We start from the raw sequence: 23,928 nt of genomic DNA, 5'->3' as shown, positions 1-23,928 counted from the left end.
CCGCTACTCCTCCTGAGCAGGCACGATGCGGAACGCGCCGCAGCCTTCCACGCTGACGGCATCTCCAGCATACAGCTTGCGTCCTCGCCGCGCTTCGTCTTCGCCGTTCACCTTGACCATGGCTTCCGCCAACATAATCTTGGCGTGGCCTCCCGTCGATGCGCAGTTCGCCAGCTTCAGAAATTGACCAAGCGTAATATATTCCGTTGAAATCTTAATGTCGTTCATGTCGCTTCCTCCTTGTTGCCGTACCGCCTAGCGTTATCCTTTGACTGTACCGTAAGGCGCGTCACATGTAAACTGCCATGGGCGCTTAGTTCGTCGTACGGTATGGCAAAATCAGATGCAGGCTGTTTACATGCTCTGTTGGTTTAATAATAATCGGACTCATGGCGCCAGTAAATCCGATGAAAATATGTTCACATTCGACAACTTTCAATACATCCAGCATATATTTGGAGTTAAATGCGATGCGGAGCGGTTCACCGTTGAACTCTTTCACTTCAAGCTGCTCCTGGACGCGGCCCAGCTCGGACGAACTGGATGAGATCTCGATTGTCCCGTCCTCTTTCGTCTGCAGGCGCACGATATTCGTCTTCTCTTCACGAGAGAGCAAATAGGCGCGGTCGATTGCATCCGTCAATTTTTTTGTATCCAAAACAAGTTCTGTTTTATATTGCTGCGGAATAATTTTAGAAGTATCGGGATACGTCCCGTCCAAAATGCGTGAATAAAACAGAACGCGATCAATTTTGAACAATACTTGGTTGTCTGCAACAACAATATCAACCATCGTATTTTGATCGGGAATGATTTTGCTCAGCTCGTTGAGCGTTTTCCCAGAAATAACCACATTGTTGAAGCGCAGTTCATGATCCACCTGAATATCGGCTACACGGCTGGCCAGACGATGGCGATCCGTCGCTACGAACTTCAAGCTTCCTTCGTTCAAATACCATAGCACCCCGGTTAAAATCGGAGTGGTCTCGTTTGTTGAAATCGCAAATACGGTTTGCTTAATCATCGTCTTCAACAAGTCGCCGTTTACAGTAATGATTTGATTTTCTTCAATGCTTGGCAGGACCGGAAATTCTTCCGGGTCAAGACCAACCATCTGAATATCTGTCGTTCCCGAACGCAGAAACGTTTGAAAATGGTCCCTCACTTCAATTTCTACGTCTTGGGATGGAAGTTTTTTAATAATTTCGACAAAGAATTTAGCCGGCAAAACAACACTGCCCGGACGTTCGACTTGGACGATTGTTTGACGATCGTCTTCCACCGGAATAAAGCTTTGGATGGAAATGTCAGTGTCGCTTGCAGTAAGCGTCACACCTTGAAACGTAACGTCCATCTTAATCCCGCTCAAAATGGGAATTGTAGTCCGGCTGGAAATTGCCTTGGATACGTTTTGTATCGCCTCATTCAGTTCGTTTTTCAATATCGACAGTTTCATGTGATCACTCCTTAACGCTTTAGCGTTGAATCTTGTCATGTTGTTGTTATGATGATCTATATAATCTTTTAAAATATAGTAGTAATAGTAGGGGCCCTGAATATGTGGATAAGTGTCTCAAAAGGGCATAAAGTAAAGCCTATCCACATGTGTATAGTTTGTGCATAGGCTTTTTATGTTGTTCACAAAGTCGGGTTTTTAATTTTGTCGATCAGATTCTGAATCACTTTATATAACTCCTGGTCTTGCTGAATATTTTGCGTAATCTTATCGTGAGCGTGGATGACTGTTGTATGGTCACGCCCACCGAATGCTTCTCCTATCTTAGGCAGCGAATAGTCGGTCAATTCACGAGACAAGTACATGGCAATTTGGCGTGGGAACGCAACGGCCTTCGTCCGTTTGCGGGCTTTGAAATCCTCGAGCTTCATGCCGTAGAACTCGCCCACTTTGTGCTGGATGTCTTGTATCGTAATCATTTTCGGCCGGCTGGACGGTATGATATCCTTCAAAGCCTCGGCTGCCAGATGTGTCGTTATATCTTGATTCGTCATCGTCGAAAAGGCGACAACCCTCGTTAATGCGCCTTCCAGCTCGCGGATATTCGTATTGATTTGATTGGCGATGTAGCCCATCGCTTCGTTCGGAATGTCCAAGTTCTCCGCTTTTGCCTTCTTGCGCAGGATGGCGATCCTGGTTTCCAAATCCGGAGGCTGAATATCGGTAATGAGTCCCCATTCAAAGCGGGAGCGCAGCCGCTCTTCAAGTGTCTCGATTTCCTTCGGCGGCCGATCGCTTGAAATGACGATTTGTTTATTTTCGTTGTGCAGCGCATTGAACGTATGAAAGAACTCTTCTTGCGTTTGTTCCTTCCCTGCCAAAAACTGAATGTCGTCGATGAGCAAAATGTCGATGTTGCGGTACTTGTTGCGGAAGCTCTCCCCGCGGTTGTCGCGAATCGCGTTGATGAATTCGTTCATGAACTTCTCTGAAGTCGTGTAAACGACACGGCACGCCGGGTTATGCTCCAAAATATAATGCCCGATCGCATGCATCAAGTGAGTCTTGCCCAGTCCGACGCCTCCGTAAAGAAATAAAGGGTTGTAAGCTTTGGCTGGCGCTTCCGCAACGGCGAGCGAGGCGGCGTGCGCAAAGCGGTTGTTCGATCCGATAACGAACGTGTCGAACGTATATTTCGGGTTGAGCATGTTCGAAGCCGGTTCGTCCTGGATCGCCTTGCTAGGTAGCGGAGTCTGTGGCTGTACGACTTCCGGCTCTGCTTGGGCAGCTTCTTCGATAATGAACTTGACGTCCACTTGTTGGCCCGTCATTTCCAAGATCGTCGAGCTTACCAGCTTCGTATAGCGGCTTTCCAGCCATTCGACCGCAAAAGTGGTCGGCGCGGTGATGAGTAGTTGCGTGTCCGTAAACTTGACCGCCTTCGTGGCTTTAAACCAAGTGTCGAAGCTTGGCTTGCTTAGCTTGGTCTGGATGACGGACAATATTTCCTGCCAATGTTCATTCGCTTGGCGCTCCACAGATTGTTTCACTCCTTCAAACCTGCTGCGTCGTCACATGACGCGCTTACCGGCGTTAAACGCCTTACAAAGAAAACGGCTGCGCCGTTGAAAAAAATGGACGAGCGTTTCTAGGAGATGAATAGATCGCGATGATTATCCATCAAAAAAAGGACAATTGCCCCGACAAGACGCAAAGAAGGCTCTCCAAGGCGCAGAAAGCCCTCCTTATAAGGGCGTTTTGTCGGGGTCTATGCTGACATGACATGACAATATTCCGCTTCATCACGTACGTGAAACGGACATAAATAATGTCGAAGTATACCGTTTCGTGCTATTATTTATCCACAATATGCAGAAGGTGTCGGACAATTCTAAACAGATTAAACTGAATTGTTCACAACTTTATCCACAGGTTGTTGATAATTATTTATCCACATTCTCTATTCACAACCGAAAAGCAATATAATCATAGCAGATGAGCCCTTATTTTTCAACGAAAGCGCGTTTTTTATCCACAAATTCAATAACTTGTGTATAAAAATTATATACACCACTACATATTGTTCATAACCTGTTGCCTTTCGACAGCTGTGGACAAGATCGCCTGAAACGTTATGCACAAGATAGATTGGGAATTTGTCGATTTTCAAAATGTTTTGCACATGTGTGTAACTGAAAAAAAGAGAAGGGAATGGGCTTGGCCTGTGGATGGAGAGTCGGTGCAGATGAAGCTGCTTGGAACAAAAGGCGGCGCTACATGAGCAACTGGAAAAATACCCGCCAGATGATGGATAAATATTGACTTTTCAATGGGATTCTGCTTAACTATATAAAGGAATTTTGCGCAATCAGGCCGCAAAGAGATATAATGAAGCAATGGATTGGTTCACCATGACATATATCATTTGAGGAGGTGCAGTACGTTGAAACCGACATTTAAACCAAACGTGAGCAAACGTAAGAAAGTTCACGGTTTCCGTAAAAGAATGAGCACGAAAAACGGCCGCAAGGTGTTATCTGCTCGTCGCCAAAAAGGCAGAAAAGTATTGAGCGCATAATAAGCGTGAATGCAAGACCACTGCGGTGGTCTTTTTTTCTTATTTTAATAAAGAGGTTGTTTAAAAGGCTTCTTTTTTAAACTCGCTCTTTAAGGAAATAAGGCAAACGTTTATTCCTTATGACAGAAGCGCATACTTTGTTAATGTATTTTGCGGCATCAATGCGGTGGTACATACAGGTGATTGCTTGTCAGAGGAAAAGATAGGAGAATGAACGTGCAAAAAAAGTATCGGCTCAGGGACCGCGCAGATTTTACCCGGGTATACCGCTACGGTCGCTCATTCGCGAATCACCAGCTGGTTCTTTATGTCTTCCACCGCCCTCAAGTGGAGCGATTCCGCGTAGGGGTGTCGGCGAGCAAAAAGATTGGCAATGCCGTCATGCGCAACCGCATGCGCCGAATGATTAAAGAAATTGTCAGACTTCAATCCGATCGGATCGTCGATCATGTCGATCTTATTTTTATCGTGCGCAAAGGGGCGACGACGATGAATTACGAGCAGTTGTCCAAAAGTGTTCATCATGTGCTCCGCAAAGCTTCCGTAACGAAATAAAGGACGCGGCGATGAGTGATTGAACCGTTTCCTTTGACGCTGGAAATATGATATATTTACTTTGGAATCGGATGGTTGAAGAGAGGGGTTATGCTATTGTCGTTATTGTCGCTGAAGAAGTTGTTTTCGAACCGCAAATGGCTTTTAGTGGCGGTATCTGTTCTGGTATTAGTTGTACTGAGTGGATGTACGTCATCGACCGCTACCATGAAGACGGAAGACCTGCTGCAGGGTAACTTCTGGGAGCGTAACGTTGTCTATTATTTTTCATTGGCGTTGGATACGTTTGCAGGTTGGTTTGGAGGAGAATACGGATTTGCTATCCTGCTCCTGACGATTATCGTCCGTTTTTGTATTTTGCCGCTTACGATCAAACAGATGCGCAGCTCGAAGGAAATGCAGAAGCTGCAGCCTCAGCTCGCTGAAATAAAGAAGAAGCATAAGGACAACCCGCAGAAGCAGCAGGAAGAGACGATGAAGCTGTTCCAGCAGCACAATGTCAATCCGCTTGCCGGTTGTTTGCCGGTATTTATTCAAATGCCGGTATTTATCGCCTTGTACAACTCCATCTATATGAACTCGGCCATTCGCGAGCATACCTTTTTGTGGCTGAAGTTGGGGGAACCTGACCCGTATTATGTGCTCCCGATTATTGCCGCTCTGACGACATTCTTGCAGTCGAAGATGATGGCCAGCCAAAATCCGATGCAGTCGTCGATGCAGTTCATGATGCTGATTTTCCCTGTTCTGATTTTTGTCATGTCGCTCAGCTTCCCAGCTGCGCTCCCGTTGTACTGGGTATTTAGCAACACGTTTACCATCGTACAGAACTATTTCCTTTATCGTTCCAAAGATAAGGAGGTTCAGCCGGCGAAATGAAGACGCTGATTGTATCAGGAAAAACGATCGAAGATGCAGTACAAAGCGGATTGGAACAATGGAACGTTACGGCAGACCGGGTAACGGTTCGCGTGTTGGACAAACCATCGCGCGGACTGTTCGGTCTTATCGGAGTGCGTCCTGCGAAAGTGGAACTCACGCTCCGTGCGGATGCTGCAGCATCGCCGCACCCTGAACCAAAGTCAGAATCGACATCGTTTGCTAAGCCGGTTCATGTCGCGGCAGTAAAGATGGAAGAGAGCGCAGCAAGCTTGTCGTCCAGAGAAAAAGAAGAGGGTGCATTCGATGCATCTTCTGATACCTCTATCGACGGGAAAGACCCAATCGAGGAAGCGAAACAGTTCATTATCGATGTGGCGCGCCCGATGGGACTTGAAGTGGAAGTTGCGGTGCATAAACGCAAAGACACCGTTACTTTGGATATATGCGGCTCGGATTTAGGTCTTATTATTGGGCGCCGGGGTCAAACGTTGGATTCGTTGCAATATTTAACGAACCTGGTTGCCAACCGTTATTCCAAGCATCATCTCCGTATTATCCTAGATGCAGAGCAATTTCGCGAGCGCCGGAAGAAGACGCTTGAATCGCTGGCCGACCGTCTGGCGAGCAAAGTGGTTCGTACACGGCAAGAGGTAGTGTTGGAACCGATGACGCCGCAGGAACGCAAGATTATTCACGCGAAGCTGCAGGATCACCAGAAGGTGAAGACTTACAGCAAAGGCGAAGAGCCGAACCGCCGCGTCGTCATTACGTTGAAATAAACACGATTGCCATTATGAATCCATATTTATAAATGCGTAAAGATAGACACAAGATGCAATGGTTGCGCCTGGTTCAGGAGTAATCATTGCATTTTTTTAACATCAGGGAGATTTAAGTTCTGCAAAGCGAGAAAGCGCAACCCAACCTGCTGAAAGCCAGGCAAACGGGTTATAACATGATATATAGAACATGAAGGGCTCATGTAAGGAGGCAGCATAGCATGATGTATGAGACAATTGCGGCGGTATCGACTCCGCTTGGCGAAGGAGGCATCTCCATTATTCGCGTAAGCGGGGAAGGGGCGCTAGTCGAGGTGGAGCGCATTTTTCGCTCGAAGACGAAGCTGACAGAAGCAGATAGCCATACGATTCACTACGGACATATCGTCGATCCGGATAGCGGTGAAAAGGTGGAAGAGGTGCTGGTAACCGTCATGAAAGGGCCGCGATCGTTTACGGCCGAGGATGTGGTCGAGATCAATGCGCATGGCGGCGTCATCTCGGTCCGCAAGGTGATGGACCTCCTGTTGCAGCAGCAGATTCGCGTTGCCGAACCAGGAGAATTTACAAAGCGCGCTTTTCTGAACGGGCGTATTGACCTGTCTCAGGCGGAAGCGGTTATGGATTTGATTCGCTCCAAATCGGACCGAGCCTTCTCGGTAGCGATGAAGCAGGCGGACGGACAGTTGTCCACACGCATTAAACAGTTGCGGCACATCTTAATCGAGACGCTGGCCCATATAGAGGTCAACATTGATTATCCGGAGCATGATGTGGAGGAATTGACGAGCCGCTTCATTCAAGAACGTTGTGGACAAGTGATTTCCGAAATTGAAAAGCTGTTAAAGACGGCCTCGGAAGGGAAAATATTAAGAGAGGGCATTGTGACCGCCATCATCGGCAGACCGAATGTAGGGAAATCGTCCTTGCTGAATGCCCTTGCCCAAGATAATAAAGCGATTGTAACGGACATTCCCGGCACGACCCGGGATGTCATCGAGGAATTTGTGACGATAAATGGGATTCCGCTTCGTCTGTTGGATACGGCAGGCATTCGCGAAACCTCGGACGTCGTTGAACGCATCGGTGTGGAGCGTTCGAGAAGCGCGCTGCAGGAAGCCGATCTCATCCTGTTCGTCGTGAACCACAATGAACCGCTTCATCCGGATGAACGGGAGTGGATGCAGCAAATTGTGGGTAGACAAGTCATTGTAATTGTGAATAAAATGGATCTGCCTAAACGGTTAGAGGAAGATGAATTGAAAGCCGTGTTCGGCGGAGGCAGTATCGTCACGATGTCTGTCAAAGAGCAAGAGGGGATGGACTCCCTGGAGAAGTCAATCTCCAATCTTTTCTTCAGTGGAGGCATTGAGTCTAACGATATGACGTATGTCAGCAACGTTCGACATATTTCCCTGTTGAAGAAGACGCTGCAGTCGCTGCATGATGCGGTTGAGGCTTCGGAACAAGGCATTCCTATCGATATGATTCAAATTGATGTACGCACCGCGTGGGAGCTGCTTGGAGAAATTATCGGCGATGCCGTAGGGGATTCGTTAATTGATCAGATCTTCTCCCAATTCTGTCTCGGGAAATAAATGTGGCGCGAGTCCAAATAAAGGCGGGACAGAGCAAGAGTGCAAGTTAAAGGAGGGAGACTCATGTCATTTGTAGCAGGACAATATGACGCCATCGTTATCGGTGCCGGTCATGCAGGCTGTGAAGCCGCATTGGCGGCCGCACGCATGGGCTGCAATACGCTGCTGTTAACGATTAATTTAGATATGGTTGCCTTCATGCCGTGCAACCCGTCGATCGGGGGACCGGCCAAAGGCCACGTTGTGCGCGAAATTGACGCGCTCGGTGGCGAAATGGGGCGCAACATCGATAAGACGTTCATCCAGATGCGGATGCTCAATACCGGGAAAGGGCCGGCCGTCCACGCATTGCGCGCTCAGGCGGATAAATTTTTGTATCAGCAAACGATGAAGGAAACGATAGAATCGACACCGAACTTGACGCTGCGTCAAGGCATGGTGGAGGAGCTTATCGTGGAAGACGGCAAATGCGTTGGCGTAGAGACGAAGACGGGCGCTCAGTACCTTGCGAAAGCCGTTGTGCTGACGACGGGAACGTATCTGCGCGGAAAAATCATTATGGGTGAGCTGATGTATGAAAGCGGCCCTAATAATCAGCAGCCTTCGTTGAAGTTGTCCGAGAGCTTGCGCAAGCATGGCTTCGAGCTGGTGCGCTTCAAGACGGGGACGCCGCCGCGCGTTCATAGGGATTCGATTGATTTTTCCAAAACAGAGATTCAACCCGGAGACGAGGATCCCAAATTTTTCTCCCATGAGACCAAATCCTCGGACAATGAGCAATTGCCGTGCTGGCTTACGTATACCTCGGAAGACACGCATCGGATCATCAACGATAACTTGCACCGTGCTCCAATGTTCTCGGGAGTAATTGAAGGAACGGGACCGCGTTATTGCCCTTCCATTGAAGACAAAATTGTACGCTTCGCTGATAAGCCGAAGCATCAAGTGTTTCTGGAGCCGGAAGGGAAGAATACGGCTGAATATTACGTGCAAGGATTATCGACGAGCATGCCGGAAGATGTGCAATTAAAGATTTTGCGTTCGGTTCCCGGTCTGGAAAACGTGGAAATGATGCGGACCGGGTATGCGATTGAATATGACGCGGTCGTTCCGACGCAGCTCTGGCCTACATTGGAATCAAAGGCGATCGAGGGCTTGTTCACAGCAGGACAGATTAACGGAACATCCGGATACGAGGAAGCGGCAGCGCAGGGTATAATGGCGGGCATTAACGCTGCTCGTAAGATACAGGGGCAGGCTCCTGTTATTTTGGAACGCTCCCAAGCTTATATTGGCGTTCTCATTGATGATTTGGTCACGAAGGGAACGAATGAGCCCTATCGTCTGCTCACTTCGCGTGCCGAGTATCGTCTGCTGCTCCGCCATGACAATGCCGACCTGCGGCTTACGCCGATTGGTTACGATATTGGCCTTATTACCGAGGAACGCTATGCATCGTTCAAGCACAAGGTGGAATTGGTGGAGCAGGAGCTGGAGCGTCTGAAGACGACGAAGGTGAAGCCGGATGAAGCCGTGCAGTCGATGTTGGCTGAGGCGGGTTCAGCTCCGTTGGTAAATGGCTGTGACGTCATGACACTGTTGCGTCGTCCTGAAGTGTCCTACGCTCATGTGGAGCAGCTCTATCCGTCCACGCTGGAATTGGATGATGAGATGAAGGAACAGGTCGAGATCCAGATTAAATATTCCGGTTATATCGAGAAGCAGTTGCTGCAGGTAGAACGTCTGCGCAAGATGGAGAAAAAGCTGATTCCGCATGATATCGATTATGATGACGTGCACGGAATCGCTTCGGAAGCGAAGCAAAAGCTGGCGAAGGTTCGCCCGCTTTCTATCGGCCAGGCTACCCGCATATCCGGGGTATCGCCTGCGGATATTTCCATCCTGCTCGTATATTTGGAGCATTATAATCGAGTAACGGCGGTTAAGCAGTCTCAGGGCAATGGGGAATAATAATCGCAGTCGGCTCAGGCAGCGGCTGCAGGGTTCTTACAAAGCCACATTGGTGTATAGGAGATTCGGATGATGGATGCCGTACAAGAACAGTTTGCAGGCTGGTTATCCGAGCAAGGATGGTCAGTCTCGGACACACAGTGGGAACAATTTGATACGTATCACCGCATTTTGGCGGACTGGAATGAGCGAATGAATTTGACGGGCATTACGGAGCGGGGGCTTGTGTATGAAAAGCATTTTTATGATTGCTTGACGCTCGGATTCCATGTCCCGATGGACGGGATTCAGTCGATGGCAGACATCGGCTCCGGAGCGGGATTTCCCGGAATTCCGTTAAAAATCATGTTTCCGCATATCCAGTTGACGATTGTGGATTCGCTTAATAAACGAGTCCAATTTTTAAATCATTTGACGCAGGAACTAGGACTAACCGGCGTTGCTTGCATTCACGGCCGGGCAGAAGAGGTGGCGCGCAAGCCAGAGCATCGCGACCGCTATGATTTGGCTACGGCGCGTGCGGTAGCCAAGTTGAACGTATTGAACGAATTCTGCCTGCCATTCGTCAGACCAGGCGGCACTTTCGCTGCCATGAAGGGGACGAATCCGCAGGAGGAGCTGGTGGAAGCAAAACGCAGCTTGCAGGTGCTGCAAGCACAGTTCGTATCCGATTATGCGCTAAAGCTGCCTATTGAACAATCGGAACGCCACATTGTTATCGTGAAGAAGACGGGGCCTACACCGAAGGGATACCCGCGGAAGCCGGGGACGCCTTTGAAATCCCCGATCCTATAAGAGGTTGTTCAAAAGGCCCTCTTTTGATCGCGAAGCATCTCAAGATGAGATTTGGCGTCGAATCTTGCATTACCCTCGAAAAGCGTATGCTTCGGGTTCTTGCAACCTTCCTGGTGCTGAAAAGCGGCCTTTTTGAACACGCACGATAATTAGGTTTAGTTTGAAATGGCAAGGTAAAAGAGTCGAGAAATCGGCTCTTTTTTTATTGGTATTATCCCTAATGGGAAGGCAGACTTGTCCAAGGTGCGGATGGGGATTGTAGAACGTATCTTTGCGGTCTATTGGGGCGCGGCCAGTTGGAGAGACCTGCCGATCGCCTTTGAATCCGAGTCATCCCCGGACAGTCTCATTCCTATATGACTTGACTTGGATTCAACAGCGACGGCAGCGGATATCTCCAACAAGCTCACTTTTGCAGTCCAGCATGACAAAAGGCGAGAAATCAGAGTAATGTGCCTGCTCCGCTTTCTTTCAGTGGTTGCAAGAATAAGGATTACTGCCAGGCATTGCATAACGAAGCCACTTAGCGTATCGAAGTAACTAATCTGTATATTTAGATTATGGAGGAGGAGACGTTGGCGATCTGTCTCTTTACATAGAACATTATATATATTCATATGCACAATCAATGCTTAAATAAATAAATAAAGCTGGGATTGCCGCTTCTTTTTGTCAGAAATATATGAAATAAACTCGCCATTTGTGATAGGATAGAGATGCAAGCTTTTGATGATTTGGGGAAATGTTCCACGTGAAACATAATTTTTTTACTCATCTTCCCAAAAGGCAGGAAAAAGGCAGTAGCCTGGAGAATACATATGAATAGCGGAAAAGCATTCATTCTGTCGAAGAAAAGATTTTTCAAACTCATTGCATCTCTATAACGTTCTCGATATGGTGAACGATGATGTGGGATGAACGTCTTTACGTGACTGCATCTCAGTCCTCATTTATGAGCAAGCGCAAAAGATTGTTTTTAGGTCATGATCGCGCTTGATTCTAGTGAAGGACTAACGTAATGAGAGTGGAGCAGAGCACTACCGCTTCTTCATGTGCCTGGCATTATTTTGAAGTTAGGTGGTATTATACGGAAATGAAAGAACAACTGTCTCGGTTATTCGGTTTTGCGGAGCGTCAATCGCTGGATGAGGTGAAACAACTTCCGGTGGACGAGATTGTCACCAGTCCTTATCAACCACGCACAATTTTTGATGATGATAAAATTGATGAATTATGTCAGACTATTAAAACACATGGTGTAATTCAGCCTATCGTCGTTCGGCAGCGGAATGGGAAATTCGAGATTATCGCCGGTGAGCGTCGTTGGCGTGCTGTGAAAAAGTTGGGTTTGGATACAATTCCGGGTATCGTCCGAGAAATTAATGACTCCCAGGCGGCATCCATTGCCTTAATCGAGAATTTGCAGCGTGAAGGACTTACAGCAATAGAAGAAGCGATTGCGTATCAGAAATTAATTGATCTGCATGAATTAACGCAGGAGAGCTTGGCGCAGCGATTGGGCAAAAGCCAGTCTACCATCGCCAATAAGATTCGTCTTTTGAACTTGCCGGATGCAGTCAAGCAAGCGTTAATGGGCCGGAAGATTACGGAACGCCACGCAAGGGCGTTGCTCGGACTTGATTCGGAAGAGCTTCAGTTAAAGCTTCTGGAAGAAATTATTGCGAAAGAGCTGAACGTGAAGCAAACGGAAGCAAGGGTTGCTTTTTATAAAGAAGTCCATAAGGCAAAAAAAACGAAACGGGTTTCCTTTACGAAGGATGTTCGTTTAGCGCTCAATACGATTCGCCAATCGATTGAGATGGTGTCAGGATCGGGGCTGAAAATAAAGACAGATGAACATGATCATGATGATCATTATGAAATTGTCATCAAAATACCAAAACGATAACATACAACGCAACTAGATTCACCTGCTCACGTATCGTTGATTTCTTTCATAAGGTATTGCTCAGGTTAGAACAAAGCCACGATTTGGTTGTCATGCGTAGTGCTAAGTGCGGCAGCAGGCAAGAGGGCCGCTCTTTTTCTGTTTATACGAAAACAACTGAAGTAATGATGCAACTAGAATCGCGAAGAAACAACATTGAGGTGAAGAGGAATGGCTAAAGTCATTGCCATTACCAACCAGAAGGGCGGCGTCGGCAAAACAACGACGACGGTAAATTTGGGTGCAGGTTTGGCGCTGTTGGGGAAGCGGGTATTACTTGTAGATATTGACCCGCAAGGAAATACGACCAGCGGAGTTGGGATCAACAAAGCGGATGTGGCGAATTGCATTTATGACGTCATCATTAACGATGTGCATCCGAAGGATGCAACCATTCCGACAATGGTGGAAGGTCTGCATATTATTCCAGCAACGATCCAGCTGGCTGGCGCAGAGATCGAGTTAGTACCGACGATTTCACGTGAGGTTCGTCTTAAAAAATCTTTACAGCTCGTTGCTCATCTTTATGATTATATTTTGATAGACTGTCCGCCTTCATTAGGGATTTTGACGATTAACTCTTTGACAGCTTCACACTCGGTCATTATTCCGATTCAATGTGAATACTACGCATTGGAAGGCCTGAGCCAATTATTGAATACCGTACGCTTGGTACAGAAACATCTGAACACTTCATTGCAAATTGAAGGTGTGCTATTGACCATGCTCGATGCCCGTACGAATCTAGGAATTCAAGTCATTGAAGAAGTAAAGAAATACTTCCAGCAGAAAGTGTATCAGACGATCATTCCGCGAAATATTCGTTTAAGCGAAGCGCCATCGCATGGTCAATCCATTATGACCTATGACCCTAAATCTAAAGGGGCGGAAGTATATTTGGAACTTGCGAAGGAAGTGATTTCGTATGAGTAAGCGCTTAGGACGTGGATTGGACGCACTTATTCCGTCACTGTCCGTGAACGATGATGATAAAGTGGTCGAAGTATCATTACAGCAGTTGCGTCCCAATCCTTATCAACCGCGAAAAAATTTCGATGAGCAATCGATACAAGAATTGGCCGAGTCGATAAAGCAGCATGGTGTCATTCAGCCAATTATTGTACGCAGTGTATTAAAAGGATATGAAATCATTGCAGGTGAACGCCGATTCCGCGCGTCTCAACTGCTTGGGCAAGCTACGATTCCTGCAGTCGTTCGTAATTTTTCGGATCAGCAAGTAATGGAGATTGCTCTGATCGAGAACTTGCAGCGCGAAAACTTAAATGCAATTGAACTGGCGCTTGCGTATCAAGCGCTGATGGATCAGTTTTCATTAACACAAGAAGAGTTATCCGTAAAAGTAGGAAAGTCTCGCTCCCACATCGCTAATTTCCTTCGTCTTCTACAGCTTCCAGAAGAAGTAAAGGATTATGTTTCACGTGGAACACTCTCAATGGGACATGCGCGTGCTATCGTAGGAGTGAAGGATCCAGTCAAAGTGAAGCAACTGGCTAAGTCTGCCATTAGCCAGGAATGGAGTGTGCGTCAGCTTGAAGAAGCGATACAGCAGCTTCACAAAAAAGGGAAAGCAACTGATAAGGCGAAAACGTTGCGTAAGGATCCATACTTGGATGAGTTAGAGGAAAACTTAAGAGAACGTTTTCGCACAACCGTTAAAATAAAGCAAAACAAAGATAAAGGAAAAATTGAAATTGCTTATTTTAGCAAGCAAGATTTAGAGCGTTTGTTGGAAATGCTGCAAACGTTGTCGTCCAACTAGAAGGTGCCCGTTCAAAAAGGCATTATGAACAACCTCTAAAAAGAATAAAAAATGATTGCAAATATACTAGTGTTTTTAGTTGTCATCCGATGTTGGAGGGATTAAACTAGGAATGCTAGTTTTTTTGTTTAGCGTCTAAAAGGTTACAAAATTGTACTATATACACCTAACGATTTGCGATAAAGTTATAAATATGAAGATGCAATTGTAAGCTAAAAGAGAGGGCTCGAAAAGGCCCCTTTTCAGCACCGAGAAGGTTGCAAGAACTCAAAGAAGGAGGAGTTCATATGCCGCATTCCCCTGTAACTTATTTCGATCATGCGGCGACTTCATGGCCTAAACCCAAGGCTGTCATGGAAGCGGTGCAAGAGTCCATGCTGGAAGAAGGAGCGAATCCGGGGCGCGGCGGGCACATCATGGCTAAACGTGCAGGCCAGCGTCTGCTGCGGGCAAGGATGGCGCTGGCCGATCTGTTACAAGTGTCTAATCCCATTGATATTGCCTTCACGTACAATACGACGATGGCACTGAATATGGCGATATACGGCTACGTTCGTCCAGGGGATCATGTTGTGGCAACAGCAGTCGAACACAACTCGGTCAGAAGGCCCCTTGAAGAGCTGAGACGAAAGCAAGGCGTTCATGTTACTTATGTCAATACGGATGAGCAAGGGCAATTAAACATCAAGCAATTGGAACAAGCAATAACCTCCAGTACCCGATTAGTCATCTGCAACCATAGCTCGAATCTGTTTGGTTCCATTATTCCGGTAGAGGAAATTTCCGTTATTTGCCATCGTCATGGAGCGAGGTTGTTGGTCGATGCGGCGCAATCTGCCGGATTGCTGCCGATTCAGGTGGAACGAATGGGGATAGATATGCTGGCGTTCCCCGGGCATAAAGGATTGCTCGGTCCACAGGGGACCGGAGGCTTATATCTTCATCCAGATATAAATATCGATCCATTGATTCAAGGGGGAACGGGAAGTCATTCGGAAGGGGTGGCTCAACCATTGACCCGACCTGATCGATATGAGGCAGGGACGCCGAATACGGCGGGAATTGCTGGATTGGAAGCCGGCGTAAAGTATGTGCTGAATGAGTCCGTTGAAAAAATGTACTATAAGGAATGGAGCTTAACTCAGCGCATTATGGAAACGCTGTTGTCTATAGACGGTATAAGGGTGTTGGGGCCGGATCCAGGGCGCCCGCGCACCGGAATTGTGTCCTTTGTGGCGGAACAGGCCGATAGTGCTGCGATTGCCCATCGTCTGGATAAGGAATTCGGGATTGCGGTAAGAGCGGGCTATCATTGCACACCGTTAGCGCATGAAGCAGCCGGCACGATTGGACAGGGAGCGGTTCGCATTAGTGTAGGTTGGAATACGTCAGAGGACGATGTAGATCGTCTGTTGGAAGCCGTGCATTGGGTATGTAAGGGATAAGTTAGAGGCAGGAGAGAACTGAGACCTATGATGAATGAAGTCAACGATTGGTTGCCGTGGATCGTGTTATGTACAGCAGGTTTGTCATTGATGCTAGTTATTATTGTCCTTATCCAAGGAGCGAAGCTGCGCAAGCTTCGCCGTCAGTATTCAGCTATTATGGGCGATAGTGGTGTTGAGCATTTGGACATGGTCTTGTCCAGCATGCATGAGGATGTTGCCAAGCTCCAGCATGCCAATGAACTGCACCATAAGGATCTGAAGCAAGTCCGCAAAGCGCTGAAAAAGATGAAATCCCATGTTGGCATTCAGCGTTATAACGCCTTTGCGGAGCATGGGAGCGATTTGAGCTTTTCGATTGCATGGATTGACGATGAGCAGGATGGCATCGTAATAACAGGGATACATGGACGCGAACATTCCTATGTCTATGCGAAGCCGCTTGAGAAAGGCCAGTCCCCGTATTCTTTATCTCCAGAGGAGAAACAAGCGATTGAGTCGGCTGAAGCCCGGCGGCGCGCTGCCGCCAACTAGTCTGGCCGAGGATGGGGCAGCGGCAGTTCAACTCATTCGCCCCATATTGGTAACGGATTGATGGACGGTCTCTGCAATTAATTCCGCCATGCTCATCACAAGATGAAGCCGTGTGTTTTGCAATACAAAATATTCCATGAAGCCTCCGACGTTGACGATGCCAGTAATATGCATATCACCGATCGGGGGCAATTGTTTGTTTACCCCTGCGCCAGGGCGTACCGGACCCTGCTGAATCTGGACAGATCCAACGCTGCTGCTCTGGCCGAGACAGGCATCTATTGCAACGATAAACGAATGTGGGTCAGCAGCTTGCATTGAATCTATCGTTTCTTGCAAATTCATAGCATGAACTGGTTGATTAAGCGTGCCGAGCACCCGATAATAGGGAGATGACTGTTTAGCAAGGCGCGTGCCTACTAATGGACCCAAGCAATCTCCAGTGGAGCGATCCGTTCCGATACATACAACGGTTACCGGGCGATAGGGGGCCCGTAATGCGAGATGCTCCTGACAGGAGCGAACCAATAAGGGAAGAGCATCAGGTGAATCATGCGCGACTTTGCAAGGATGACATTCGACCGGGGCCGGGTCATTGAACAAGGGATAGGTCATCGTGCCGCCTCCGTTTCTACTAATGGTAGTAACTAGTATATGGATGGAAGAGAACTTTTATACTTCGGTGCTAGGAAAATGTATCTTTGATGAAAGAAGGGCGAGAAATGGGAAGCAGTCATGTGAGCGAAGAGTTAGTTATGGCATTTGACTCCACGCAGCAAGCGCTGCGGGCCGAAATGCTGATGGAATATGTAGGCTTGGACATTGATACCTGTCCGACACCAAAAGAGATTACGGCAGGCTGCGCGCTTTCGATCCAATTTCATCCCGATGATTTGGAACAGGTGAAATCGTTAATAGCAACCGAGCATATTGAAATAAAAGGAATTTTTCACAAGCAAGGAGCGGAATATATAATTATAAGCATTACTTAGTCATTAGGGAGTGAAGTCAATGTTATGGGCAGAACCGGCCAACCCACAAACCGTGGAAGATAATATCGAAAATACGTTATCCTTGTTTGAAAAATGGCAGCAAGGGGTTATTGATTGGCTGACCGATAGCGGAACTTGGGAAATGATTTTGATCAAAGCGATTAAAATCGCACTTATTGTGCTCATAACCCGCATCGTAATTCGAGTGGTGTATCGGATGATTAACCATACGGTAATGAAGCGCGAGAAAAATAGAATGGGGATGAACCCAAGACGTCTGCTTACCGTAGGGAAGCTATTGAAAAATGTAACTTCGTTAGTTATGAATTTCATTATGATCTTGCTGATTCTATCCGAATTCAATGTGAACTTAGCCCCGCTGTTGGCTGGGGCAGGGGTCGTCGGCCTTGCCATCGGTTTCGGGGCACAGAGTCTGGTAAAGGATGTCATGACTGGTTTCTTCATTATTTTCGAGGATCAGTTCGCGGTAGGCGATGTCATCAAAGTAGGGCAGTTCCAAGGAACGGTCGAGATGATTGGATTGCGTTCCACCCGCATTCATAGCTGGACAGGGGAAGTTCATATTATTCCGAATGGAATCATTACAGAAGTAACGAATTTTTCGCTTAACAATTCCATTGCTGTTGTCGATATTTCCATTGCTTATGAAGAGAATGTGGATGAAGCGATTGATGTCATGTCGAAGGCGTTAGGAACGCTTCCAGAACGCAATGAGAATGTCGTCAATGTGCCGCAAGTGCTAGGGGTACAAATGTTAGCCGCATCTGAGGTGACGATTCGCGTAATTGCAGAATGCAAACCGTACACGCAGGCGGGGGTATCGCGGCAAATGAATGCGGAAATGAAGAAGGCGCTCGAAGATCATGGGATTGAAATACCGTATCCGCGCCTCGTAACCTATCAGCGAATGGAACAGGGGGGAGTCAACCATGGAGCGTAAGACCTTTGCCTTGGGTGATATTGTGCAGATGAAAAAGCCTCATCCATGCGGAACGAATGAAATGGAAATTATCCGCATGGGGATGGACATACGGATAAAGTGTGTCGGCTGTAAGCACAGTGTACTCGTTCCGCGTGCCAAGTTCGAAAAAAGCATGAAAAAAGTGTTGAAATCAGCGCAAGCGGACGAGTAGGATGAAAAAAAGATGTTGCAATTTAGTGGAGTCTATGGTAAGATAACTTTTGCTATGGAAAGGTACCCAAGAGGCCCAAGGGGGCTGACTCGAAATCAGCTAGGCGTCGCAAGGCGTGCGTGGGTTCGAATCCCACCCTTTCCGCCACTATATTGCAAATGAGTCTCCGGAGCGAATGTGCTTCGGAGTTTTTTGTATTTATACCGAGTTAATGAACGAAGGCATGAATGAAGGCATGAATGAAGGGACTCTGCGTACGCAAAGTCCCTTCCTCGTTGACGGTGCTTTATTCGACTTCTACACTTCACTTCTTCAGATGGCTTAGGCTATCGCATATGGTTTACGCCATACATGAAACTCGTGTGTCAGACAGAATAGTCTTTAGCACAACCCCTCGCTTCTCTTATGTCGTAAAGTTGATGTCTCCACTTGGTTCTTCGCTCCATCATTCAACGGAACCCACCTCGCTTCGCACCGTCAGTTGTTATTATGACCGCAGCCGGTTTTTATATACATCAGCTTAAGACCAAAATGAGTGTTAAATAAGGGAAATCGAATCAGTGCGTCAGCGCGTGCGATTTTTTCTTCCATTTGCGGTCTTTGTTTGTGGTTTCGGGAAACCGCTCGCCTTTTTTTAGTCGGATCTGTTTTGGATCTTGAATTTCCGTGTGAAAGCTTTTTTCGCCCACTTCCATATAGACAGCGTCGTTTGGAGCTTTATCGCCTGGCTCGAATTCGGTTTGTTCGCCCATTTTGAAGACCTCCTGTATATTGTGATGTGCAGACTATTATCGTCATTAGTGTACTCAAGTGAAGGAAGCTTCATGAGTGGTGAAATGATACATGTAAATCACATTTGGTTATTTTTTTCATGGCGAATACCGTGGGTACGTGATTTAGACTTGCGCCATCGGGCTCATTTTGTTATATTAATTTAGTGCGAGTTTTCTCGCTCCTTGCTCCTGACTTGATCAGGGGCCTGAAGTCCAAGAGGAGGTGAACGTGAAATGCGCAAATACGAACTGATGTACATCATTCGTCCGGACGTCGAGCAAGAAGCTGTTCAAGCAGCAGTCGATAAATTCCAGGGCGTCATCTCTAACGGCGGTGAAATTACGAAACACGACGTAATGGGTAAACGCCGTCTTGCGTATGAGATTAAGAAGTTCCGTGACGGTATCTACGTCCTCGTGAACTTTACTGCAGAACCTGCAGTAGTAGCGGAGTTGGAGCGTCAATTGAAGATCTCTGACGAAGTTATCCGCCATCTCGTAGTAAGCGACGTGGCTTAATTGCCAACCATCGTGAGTTCGTAAGGAAAACGTCCGAAGGAGGGGATATCATGTTGAATCGCGTGATTTTAATTGGTCGTCTGACGCGTGACCCTGAATTGCGCTACACACCATCTGGAGTTGCGGTGACGCAATTTACGCTGGCGGTCGATCGGCCGTTCTCGAGCCAGAATGGAGAACGTGAGGCGGATTTCATTCCAATCGTTACTTGGCGGCAGTTGGCAGAGACATGTGCGAATTATTTGCGCAAAGGTCGGCTGACAGCAGTAGAAGGGCGCATCCAGGTACGTAACTATGACAATAATGAAGGTAAACGTGTATACGTGACGGAAATTATTGCTGATAACGTGCGTTTCTTGGAATCCAACCGTGACAGCGGTGGAGCTCGCGACGATATGGGCGGGGGTTATGGTGGCGGTGCGCCTGCACCGAACAACAACTCGCAGCCGCGAGGTGGCGGTTCGAACTATTCTCGCGGGCAAGCAGCGGATCCTTTCTCTGACGACGGCAAACCGATCGATATATCCGATGACGATTTGCCATTCTAAGGAACCGGTTACGAATTTGCATTCGTAAAGTTGCCTGGAACGGAATTTTAACGACAAGGAGTTGAATAGAATGAGCTTCAGAAGCGAAGGCGGCGAACGTCCAGAACGTAAGTTTGGCGGTCGTAAAGGCCGTAACAAGCGCCGTAAAGTGTGCTACTTCACAGTGAATAAAATCACTCACATTGACTATAAAGACATCGAGCTGTTGAAAAAATTCATCAGCGAACGCGGCAAAATTTTGCCGCGTCGTGTCACAGGCACAAGCGCAAAGTATCAACGCGCATTGACGATTGCGATCAAACGCTCCCGTCAAGTAGCATTGCTGCCATACACAACGGAATAATAGGACAAGCCGGGTAACCGGGGAGTTCTTATTAAGAAACCCTGCATTCATTCTGCAGGGTTTTTTGTGTTTCACATTTTATGGTGTCCGAATCAGTCCAGAGACCAGGCTGATTGACTATGCCAATTCCAGCATGGAATACGTCATCGCAGAATCATTGTTTATGACGAATCTATACAGTTGTCACCGTTCGACAATGCGTGTCGGAAACCGCTTTCTCAAGGCGGCTTTTTCCTTTGCTGCTGCCTTTTTTCCATAAATATGACGAATCTTTATTTTATTTTTCGGGCGATTGCATGTAAAATAAAAATATTGTTTCTTGCATAAACATCACAACACAACAACGAACTCACAAAACAGGGCTTAATTTCAAGGACCGAAAATAGAGATAAAATCGGTCACGGCTGCTCATCCTAACTCTGATCCATCTTCCCGCCACATGAGACACAGCGTAAGCAAGCGGGATGATTGCTGAAGGAGGAAAGGAGCAAGGCGTATTCAAGCAAGGACATGTGCCAGACTTGACTGGCGTAAGTTTCTAGGGAGTAATATAGTCCGTGTGAATGCTCACTTTTATTATGTTCAAATATGGGAACGAAGTATGCATAATACAACGATTGTTGTCTCGATGGGAATCTTATAACACATCATTAGGAAGAAGTGGTTTTGAATGAAAAAATATAAAAAATGGGGAATTGCGTTTGCGGTCATAGCCATCATAGGCTTTAGCGGTTTTTTCTTCCGCAAGCAAATCGCAGTTTTGGCCTTCGATATGTTCTTGTCGGGCCACGTGGAGGAAACGTTAGATAAATCTTATAAGCCGATTGAAGGCAAACAAGAAGTCGTCCGCAAAGTGACGGAACCGTTCTCGGTTCTGCTCCTCGGGGTGGATCAACGGGATAAGGAAATAGGCCGCTCCGATACGATTATTTATTCCGTCGTCAGGCCGCAGGATAATAAGGTGCTGCTGCTCTCCATTCCACGGGATGCGTACACGGAGATTATCGGTAAAGGGTTCAATACGAAATTGAATCACGCATACGCCTATGGCGGCGCCAAAATGAGCATGGAGTCGGTAGAGAACCTGCTCAATCATAAAGTGGATCATTACGCGACAATCAATTTTCACGGGCTGAAGGATGTCGTCGATGCGTTGGACGGCGTAAAGCTGCCGATAACGAAGGATATCGTCAACAAGGACCCGAATCACGAAAAGTTCCGAATTGAAGCGAACAAACCAATCTATAACGGTCAAGAGGCGCTGTATTACGTGCGCTACCGCGAGGATTCCGATATGAATCGGACCATGCGGCACCGTGTATTCTTGAATGCGGTCATGCAACGGGCTATTGAAATGGATAAAATCGCGCGCATACCCGAGCTTATTGAAATCATGGGTGATAATTTTACAACGGATATGCGTCCGAAATATATGATTGATTTGGCCAAGACGATGTTTACGCAAGATGAACCGCCGCAAATTAGCAGCTATATGCTGCACGGAGACGGCAAAATGATGGATCATGTATGGTACTACATGGTTGATGACGAGGATTTGGACTATGTGCAGAAGCTGCTTCACAATTGGTTGGATGCAAGTACGCCAAAGGCAGAGTTAATGGCGCCTCGCCCGATGCAAGAAGATTGATTCACAAGAAGTCAGTCGTTTTACGGCTGACTTTTTGTTTTTGACCGGGGAAATGTGTTAATTTAGTGTTAGGGAGTTATGGATAAATACGGCCCTGCTTTTATTGAGGAGGAGACCTTACGGATGAATATCGCTTTTTTCTTGACGCCGAAACATGAAGTCGTCTGCTTAACCTTGAACGCAACGCTGCGCCAGACGCTTGAACGGATGGAATATCATCGTTATACCGCGGTGCCCATTTTGAACGAAGATGGGGAATATGTCGGCACCGTCACTGAGGGAGATTTACTATGGCATATGAAAAATTCAAACAGTGAAGTTACATTTGAGAACGCTTCAAAGTTTATGCTCAAGGATGTCTCGCTCAATATGCGCAACAAGAGCGTTCGGATTGACTCAAATATGGAGGACTTAATCAATCTCGCCAAGGTGCAGAACTTCGTTCCGGTCGTGGATGATATGAACCGGTTCATCGGTATTGTCCGCCGGAGTCAGATCATCGAATACTGCGAGCAGTTCGTTACCAAGGCTATGGACGTGAAGTAATTATGGTATAATGAAAGATGACGGTTTTTTAGAGGATAAGGTAAAAACTAGAAAAACCAAACGATTGCCCCGCCCCAAACCGCCGCGGGTATAAGAAGACATCGTATTGAGTGAGGGAACAATTTTTTCGCAAGAGGTGAACATTTTTGAAAAACCGCTGGTCATCGATTACATGGGCGATTGTCGCGCTCGTGTTGCTACTATCTATCTTTCAGCCGATACAGGTGTTGACGATGAGCTTTATGGCGGTTCCGTTTGTAATGCTCTACGCGACGCAATCGACGCGCAGGTTCGCATTATTTGTGGTGCCGGTGCTGGTCATCATATTTTTCTTGTTGGGCAACTTAGGGTCCATTGCCGTGTTGACGGCGCTCTATTTCATCGTTCCAGGTATCGTCTTCGGGCATATGTTTAAAAAGAAGAAGCCTGCATTAAACGTTTATTTTGCGGGAACGCTCACATTCCTCGTTCAATCTTTGGTTGTGCTGGCTTTGGCAAAATGGGCGCTCAACTTCAACTTCTACGATTATATTATGACGATAATGAACGAGTCTCTGGTGGGGCTTGAACAGACGGCGCTATTCCCTGCGGAGATGACGTCCGATATGAAAGAGCAGTTTGTTCTGCTGCTCAGTCAAATGATTCCTTTCATGCTTATCATCAGCGCGCTTTATATGGGGACCATCACGTATGCGATCAGCAGGCCGTTGTTGACGGCCCAAGGCGCCGGTGTGCAGAAAATGAAGCCGCTTCGCCAATGGATGCTGCCCAAATCGCTGCTCTGGTATTACTTGATTACGATTATTTTGGATTTGGTCTTGCCGAAATCATCGGGTAGCTTCATGACGCTTATTTTATTGAACTTGGCGCCCCTGCTTCAGATGGCGTTTATGCTTCAAGGGATTTCTTTTCTCTTCTTCTTGGCGCATGCAAGGCGGTGGAATAAGGGAATACCAATCGTTATGACGATAGCGGTCATATTCCTGCCGATGCTTCATGCGATATTACGTATTATTGGAATTGTGGACTTGGCGTTTCCGATACGGCAATCCATATCCAAACCAAGAGTATAGGGTGAGAAGGC

Annotated in this window: 26 protein-coding genes and 1 tRNA gene; 22 read left to right on the top strand and 5 right to left on the bottom strand. The window is 47.1% G+C overall.

Annotated elements, in window-relative coordinates; all coding sequences use genetic code 11:
• Positions 1-3 precede the first annotated feature (3 nt).
• The 3 genes from yaaA to dnaA form a co-directional block, all read right to left on the bottom strand.
• A complete protein-coding gene (gene yaaA / locus JSQ80_RS10730; protein WP_087434853.1) occupies positions 4-228 on the bottom strand; it encodes a S4 domain-containing protein YaaA in 225 nt (74 codons plus the stop codon).
• 85 nt (positions 229-313) lie between these two features.
• Complete coding sequence (dnaN, locus tag JSQ80_RS10725; RefSeq protein WP_087434852.1) at positions 314-1,456, bottom strand: DNA polymerase III subunit beta; 1,143 nt, start codon at positions 1,454-1,456, stop codon at positions 314-316.
• 182 nt (positions 1,457-1,638) lie between these two features.
• Positions 1,639-2,994 carry a chromosomal replication initiator protein DnaA gene (dnaA, locus tag JSQ80_RS10720; protein WP_087434851.1) on the bottom strand — a complete coding sequence of 452 codons (1,356 nt, stop codon included), beginning with the start codon at positions 2,992-2,994 and terminating at the stop codon, positions 1,639-1,641.
• Positions 2,995-3,899: 905 nt separating this feature from the next.
• On the opposite strand from dnaA, the gene rpmH reads away from it, so the two are divergent.
• The 12 genes from rpmH (at position 3,900) to JSQ80_RS10660 (ending at position 16,321) form a co-directional block, all read left to right on the top strand.
• On the top strand, positions 3,900-4,034 hold the full coding sequence (rpmH, locus tag JSQ80_RS10715; protein ID WP_087434850.1) for a 50S ribosomal protein L34: 135 nt from the start codon (positions 3,900-3,902) through the stop codon (positions 4,032-4,034).
• A 216-nt stretch (positions 4,035-4,250) separates the two neighbouring features.
• Positions 4,251-4,589: a ribonuclease P protein component gene (gene rnpA, locus JSQ80_RS10710; RefSeq protein WP_087434878.1), complete on the top strand. Its 339-nt coding sequence runs from the start codon at positions 4,251-4,253 to the stop codon at positions 4,587-4,589.
• Positions 4,590-4,679: 90 nt separating this feature from the next.
• Complete coding sequence (locus tag JSQ80_RS10705; RefSeq protein WP_087434849.1) at positions 4,680-5,468, top strand: YidC/Oxa1 family membrane protein insertase; 789 nt, start codon at positions 4,680-4,682, stop codon at positions 5,466-5,468.
• A complete protein-coding gene (gene jag / locus JSQ80_RS10700; RefSeq protein ID WP_206095300.1) occupies positions 5,465-6,250 on the top strand; it encodes an RNA-binding cell elongation regulator Jag/EloR in 786 nt (261 codons plus the stop codon). The genes JSQ80_RS10705 and jag overlap by 4 nt, the downstream gene beginning before the upstream one ends.
• Before the next feature lie 221 nt (positions 6,251-6,471).
• Positions 6,472-7,848, top strand: coding sequence for a tRNA uridine-5-carboxymethylaminomethyl(34) synthesis GTPase MnmE (gene mnmE / locus JSQ80_RS10695; protein ID WP_206095299.1), 1,377 nt, complete (start codon positions 6,472-6,474; stop codon positions 7,846-7,848).
• Positions 7,849-7,911: 63 nt separating this feature from the next.
• Positions 7,912-9,819 (top strand): tRNA uridine-5-carboxymethylaminomethyl(34) synthesis enzyme MnmG, encoded by a 1,908-nt coding sequence (gene mnmG / locus JSQ80_RS10690; protein WP_206095298.1) that lies wholly within the window; start codon positions 7,912-7,914, stop codon positions 9,817-9,819.
• Between the two features lie 72 nt (positions 9,820-9,891).
• Positions 9,892-10,614, top strand: coding sequence for a 16S rRNA (guanine(527)-N(7))-methyltransferase RsmG (rsmG, locus tag JSQ80_RS10685; RefSeq protein WP_206097548.1), 723 nt, complete (start codon positions 9,892-9,894; stop codon positions 10,612-10,614).
• A gap of 1,093 nt (positions 10,615-11,707) precedes the next feature.
• A complete protein-coding gene (gene noc / locus JSQ80_RS10680) occupies positions 11,708-12,523 on the top strand; it encodes a nucleoid occlusion protein (protein WP_087434844.1) in 816 nt (271 codons plus the stop codon).
• 210 nt (positions 12,524-12,733) lie between these two features.
• Complete coding sequence (locus JSQ80_RS10675) at positions 12,734-13,495, top strand: ParA family protein (RefSeq protein ID WP_019423248.1); 762 nt, start codon at positions 12,734-12,736, stop codon at positions 13,493-13,495.
• On the top strand, positions 13,488-14,342 hold the full coding sequence (locus tag JSQ80_RS10670; RefSeq protein ID WP_206095297.1) for a ParB/RepB/Spo0J family partition protein: 855 nt from the start codon (positions 13,488-13,490) through the stop codon (positions 14,340-14,342). The genes JSQ80_RS10675 and JSQ80_RS10670 overlap by 8 nt, the downstream gene beginning before the upstream one ends.
• A gap of 287 nt (positions 14,343-14,629) precedes the next feature.
• On the top strand, positions 14,630-15,787 hold the full coding sequence (locus JSQ80_RS10665; protein ID WP_206095296.1) for an aminotransferase class V-fold PLP-dependent enzyme: 1,158 nt from the start codon (positions 14,630-14,632) through the stop codon (positions 15,785-15,787).
• Positions 15,788-15,814: 27 nt separating this feature from the next.
• Complete coding sequence (locus tag JSQ80_RS10660; protein ID WP_206095295.1) at positions 15,815-16,321, top strand: DUF4446 family protein; 507 nt, start codon at positions 15,815-15,817, stop codon at positions 16,319-16,321.
• Between the two features lie 27 nt (positions 16,322-16,348).
• Here JSQ80_RS10660 and yyaC read toward each other — a convergent pair whose 3' ends face one another.
• Positions 16,349-16,936 carry a spore protease YyaC gene (gene yyaC, locus JSQ80_RS10655; protein WP_206095294.1) on the bottom strand — a complete coding sequence of 196 codons (588 nt, stop codon included), beginning with the start codon at positions 16,934-16,936 and terminating at the stop codon, positions 16,349-16,351.
• Between the two features lie 107 nt (positions 16,937-17,043).
• Between yyaC and JSQ80_RS10650 the strand changes: the two genes are divergently transcribed.
• The 4 genes from JSQ80_RS10650 (at position 17,044) to JSQ80_RS10635 (ending at position 18,614) form a co-directional block, all read left to right on the top strand.
• Positions 17,044-17,313, top strand: coding sequence for a putative Se/S carrier protein (locus JSQ80_RS10650; RefSeq protein ID WP_240463617.1), 270 nt, complete (start codon positions 17,044-17,046; stop codon positions 17,311-17,313).
• A gap of 19 nt (positions 17,314-17,332) precedes the next feature.
• Positions 17,333-18,274: a mechanosensitive ion channel family protein gene (locus JSQ80_RS10645; protein WP_206095293.1), complete on the top strand. Its 942-nt coding sequence runs from the start codon at positions 17,333-17,335 to the stop codon at positions 18,272-18,274.
• Entirely contained in the window at positions 18,264-18,467 is a 204-nt protein-coding gene (locus JSQ80_RS10640) for a DUF951 domain-containing protein (RefSeq protein WP_087434838.1), read from the top strand. Before JSQ80_RS10645 ends, JSQ80_RS10640 begins: the two co-directional genes overlap by 11 nt.
• A 56-nt stretch (positions 18,468-18,523) precedes the next feature.
• Positions 18,524-18,614 (top strand) — tRNA-Ser (locus JSQ80_RS10635).
• A gap of 410 nt (positions 18,615-19,024) precedes the next feature.
• Here the strand turns inward: JSQ80_RS10635 and JSQ80_RS10630 are convergent.
• Positions 19,025-19,219, bottom strand: coding sequence for a YjzC family protein (locus JSQ80_RS10630; RefSeq protein ID WP_087434837.1), 195 nt, complete (start codon positions 19,217-19,219; stop codon positions 19,025-19,027).
• A 255-nt stretch (positions 19,220-19,474) separates the two neighbouring features.
• On the opposite strand from JSQ80_RS10630, the gene rpsF reads away from it, so the two are divergent.
• The 6 genes from rpsF (at position 19,475) to JSQ80_RS10600 (ending at position 23,917) form a co-directional block, all read left to right on the top strand.
• Complete coding sequence (gene rpsF, locus JSQ80_RS10625; RefSeq protein ID WP_087434836.1) at positions 19,475-19,759, top strand: 30S ribosomal protein S6; 285 nt, start codon at positions 19,475-19,477, stop codon at positions 19,757-19,759.
• A 50-nt stretch (positions 19,760-19,809) separates the two neighbouring features.
• Positions 19,810-20,307 carry a single-stranded DNA-binding protein gene (ssb, locus tag JSQ80_RS10620; protein ID WP_087434835.1) on the top strand — a complete coding sequence of 166 codons (498 nt, stop codon included), beginning with the start codon at positions 19,810-19,812 and terminating at the stop codon, positions 20,305-20,307.
• A gap of 70 nt (positions 20,308-20,377) precedes the next feature.
• Positions 20,378-20,650 (top strand): 30S ribosomal protein S18, encoded by a 273-nt coding sequence (gene rpsR / locus JSQ80_RS10615; protein WP_087434834.1) that lies wholly within the window; start codon positions 20,378-20,380, stop codon positions 20,648-20,650.
• Between the two features lie 670 nt (positions 20,651-21,320).
• Positions 21,321-22,298 (top strand): LCP family protein, encoded by a 978-nt coding sequence (locus JSQ80_RS10610; protein ID WP_087434833.1) that lies wholly within the window; start codon positions 21,321-21,323, stop codon positions 22,296-22,298.
• Positions 22,299-22,421: 123 nt separating this feature from the next.
• Positions 22,422-22,844 (top strand): CBS domain-containing protein, encoded by a 423-nt coding sequence (locus JSQ80_RS10605; protein ID WP_087434832.1) that lies wholly within the window; start codon positions 22,422-22,424, stop codon positions 22,842-22,844.
• A 146-nt stretch (positions 22,845-22,990) separates the two neighbouring features.
• Entirely contained in the window at positions 22,991-23,917 is a 927-nt protein-coding gene (locus tag JSQ80_RS10600; RefSeq protein ID WP_087434831.1) for a DUF2232 domain-containing protein, read from the top strand.
• Positions 23,918-23,928: the final 11 nt, after the last annotated feature.

Origin of the sequence: Paenibacillus apiarius (assembly GCF_017052585.1) — a bacterium.
In the GTDB taxonomy this organism is placed as follows: domain Bacteria; phylum Bacillota; class Bacilli; order Paenibacillales; family Paenibacillaceae; genus Paenibacillus_B; species Paenibacillus_B apiarius.
This window is presented reverse-complemented; position numbering and strand designations above follow the sequence as displayed.

What these genes read in the sequence shown, in the direction of transcription:
- yaaA (WP_087434853.1), bottom strand. Translation starts at nt 228, where the DNA reads ATGAACGACATTAAGATTTCAACGGAATATATTACGCTTGGTCAATTT.
- dnaN (WP_087434852.1), bottom strand. Translation starts at nt 1,456, where the DNA reads ATGAAACTGTCGATATTGAAAAACGAACTGAATGAGGCGATACAAAAC.
- JSQ80_RS10705 (WP_087434849.1), top strand. Translation starts at nt 4,680, where the DNA reads ATGCTATTGTCGTTATTGTCGCTGAAGAAGTTGTTTTCGAACCGCAAA.
- jag (WP_206095300.1), top strand. Translation starts at nt 5,465, where the DNA reads ATGAAGACGCTGATTGTATCAGGAAAAACGATCGAAGATGCAGTACAA.
- mnmE (WP_206095299.1), top strand. Translation starts at nt 6,472, where the DNA reads ATGATGTATGAGACAATTGCGGCGGTATCGACTCCGCTTGGCGAAGGA.
- mnmG (WP_206095298.1), top strand. Translation starts at nt 7,912, where the DNA reads ATGTCATTTGTAGCAGGACAATATGACGCCATCGTTATCGGTGCCGGT.
- rsmG (WP_206097548.1), top strand. Translation starts at nt 9,892, where the DNA reads ATGGATGCCGTACAAGAACAGTTTGCAGGCTGGTTATCCGAGCAAGGA.
- noc (WP_087434844.1), top strand. Translation starts at nt 11,708, where the DNA reads ATGAAAGAACAACTGTCTCGGTTATTCGGTTTTGCGGAGCGTCAATCG.
- JSQ80_RS10675 (WP_019423248.1), top strand. Translation starts at nt 12,734, where the DNA reads ATGGCTAAAGTCATTGCCATTACCAACCAGAAGGGCGGCGTCGGCAAA.
- JSQ80_RS10670 (WP_206095297.1), top strand. Translation starts at nt 13,488, where the DNA reads ATGAGTAAGCGCTTAGGACGTGGATTGGACGCACTTATTCCGTCACTG.
- JSQ80_RS10665 (WP_206095296.1), top strand. Translation starts at nt 14,630, where the DNA reads ATGCCGCATTCCCCTGTAACTTATTTCGATCATGCGGCGACTTCATGG.
- JSQ80_RS10660 (WP_206095295.1), top strand. Translation starts at nt 15,815, where the DNA reads ATGATGAATGAAGTCAACGATTGGTTGCCGTGGATCGTGTTATGTACA.
- yyaC (WP_206095294.1), bottom strand. Translation starts at nt 16,936, where the DNA reads ATGACCTATCCCTTGTTCAATGACCCGGCCCCGGTCGAATGTCATCCT.
- JSQ80_RS10650 (WP_240463617.1), top strand. Translation starts at nt 17,044, where the DNA reads ATGGGAAGCAGTCATGTGAGCGAAGAGTTAGTTATGGCATTTGACTCC.
- JSQ80_RS10645 (WP_206095293.1), top strand. Translation starts at nt 17,333, where the DNA reads ATGTTATGGGCAGAACCGGCCAACCCACAAACCGTGGAAGATAATATC.
- JSQ80_RS10640 (WP_087434838.1), top strand. Translation starts at nt 18,264, where the DNA reads ATGGAGCGTAAGACCTTTGCCTTGGGTGATATTGTGCAGATGAAAAAG.
- JSQ80_RS10630 (WP_087434837.1), bottom strand. Translation starts at nt 19,219, where the DNA reads ATGGGCGAACAAACCGAATTCGAGCCAGGCGATAAAGCTCCAAACGAC.
- rpsF (WP_087434836.1), top strand. Translation starts at nt 19,475, where the DNA reads ATGCGCAAATACGAACTGATGTACATCATTCGTCCGGACGTCGAGCAA.
- ssb (WP_087434835.1), top strand. Translation starts at nt 19,810, where the DNA reads ATGTTGAATCGCGTGATTTTAATTGGTCGTCTGACGCGTGACCCTGAA.
- rpsR (WP_087434834.1), top strand. Translation starts at nt 20,378, where the DNA reads ATGAGCTTCAGAAGCGAAGGCGGCGAACGTCCAGAACGTAAGTTTGGC.
- JSQ80_RS10610 (WP_087434833.1), top strand. Translation starts at nt 21,321, where the DNA reads ATGAAAAAATATAAAAAATGGGGAATTGCGTTTGCGGTCATAGCCATC.
- JSQ80_RS10605 (WP_087434832.1), top strand. Translation starts at nt 22,422, where the DNA reads ATGAATATCGCTTTTTTCTTGACGCCGAAACATGAAGTCGTCTGCTTA.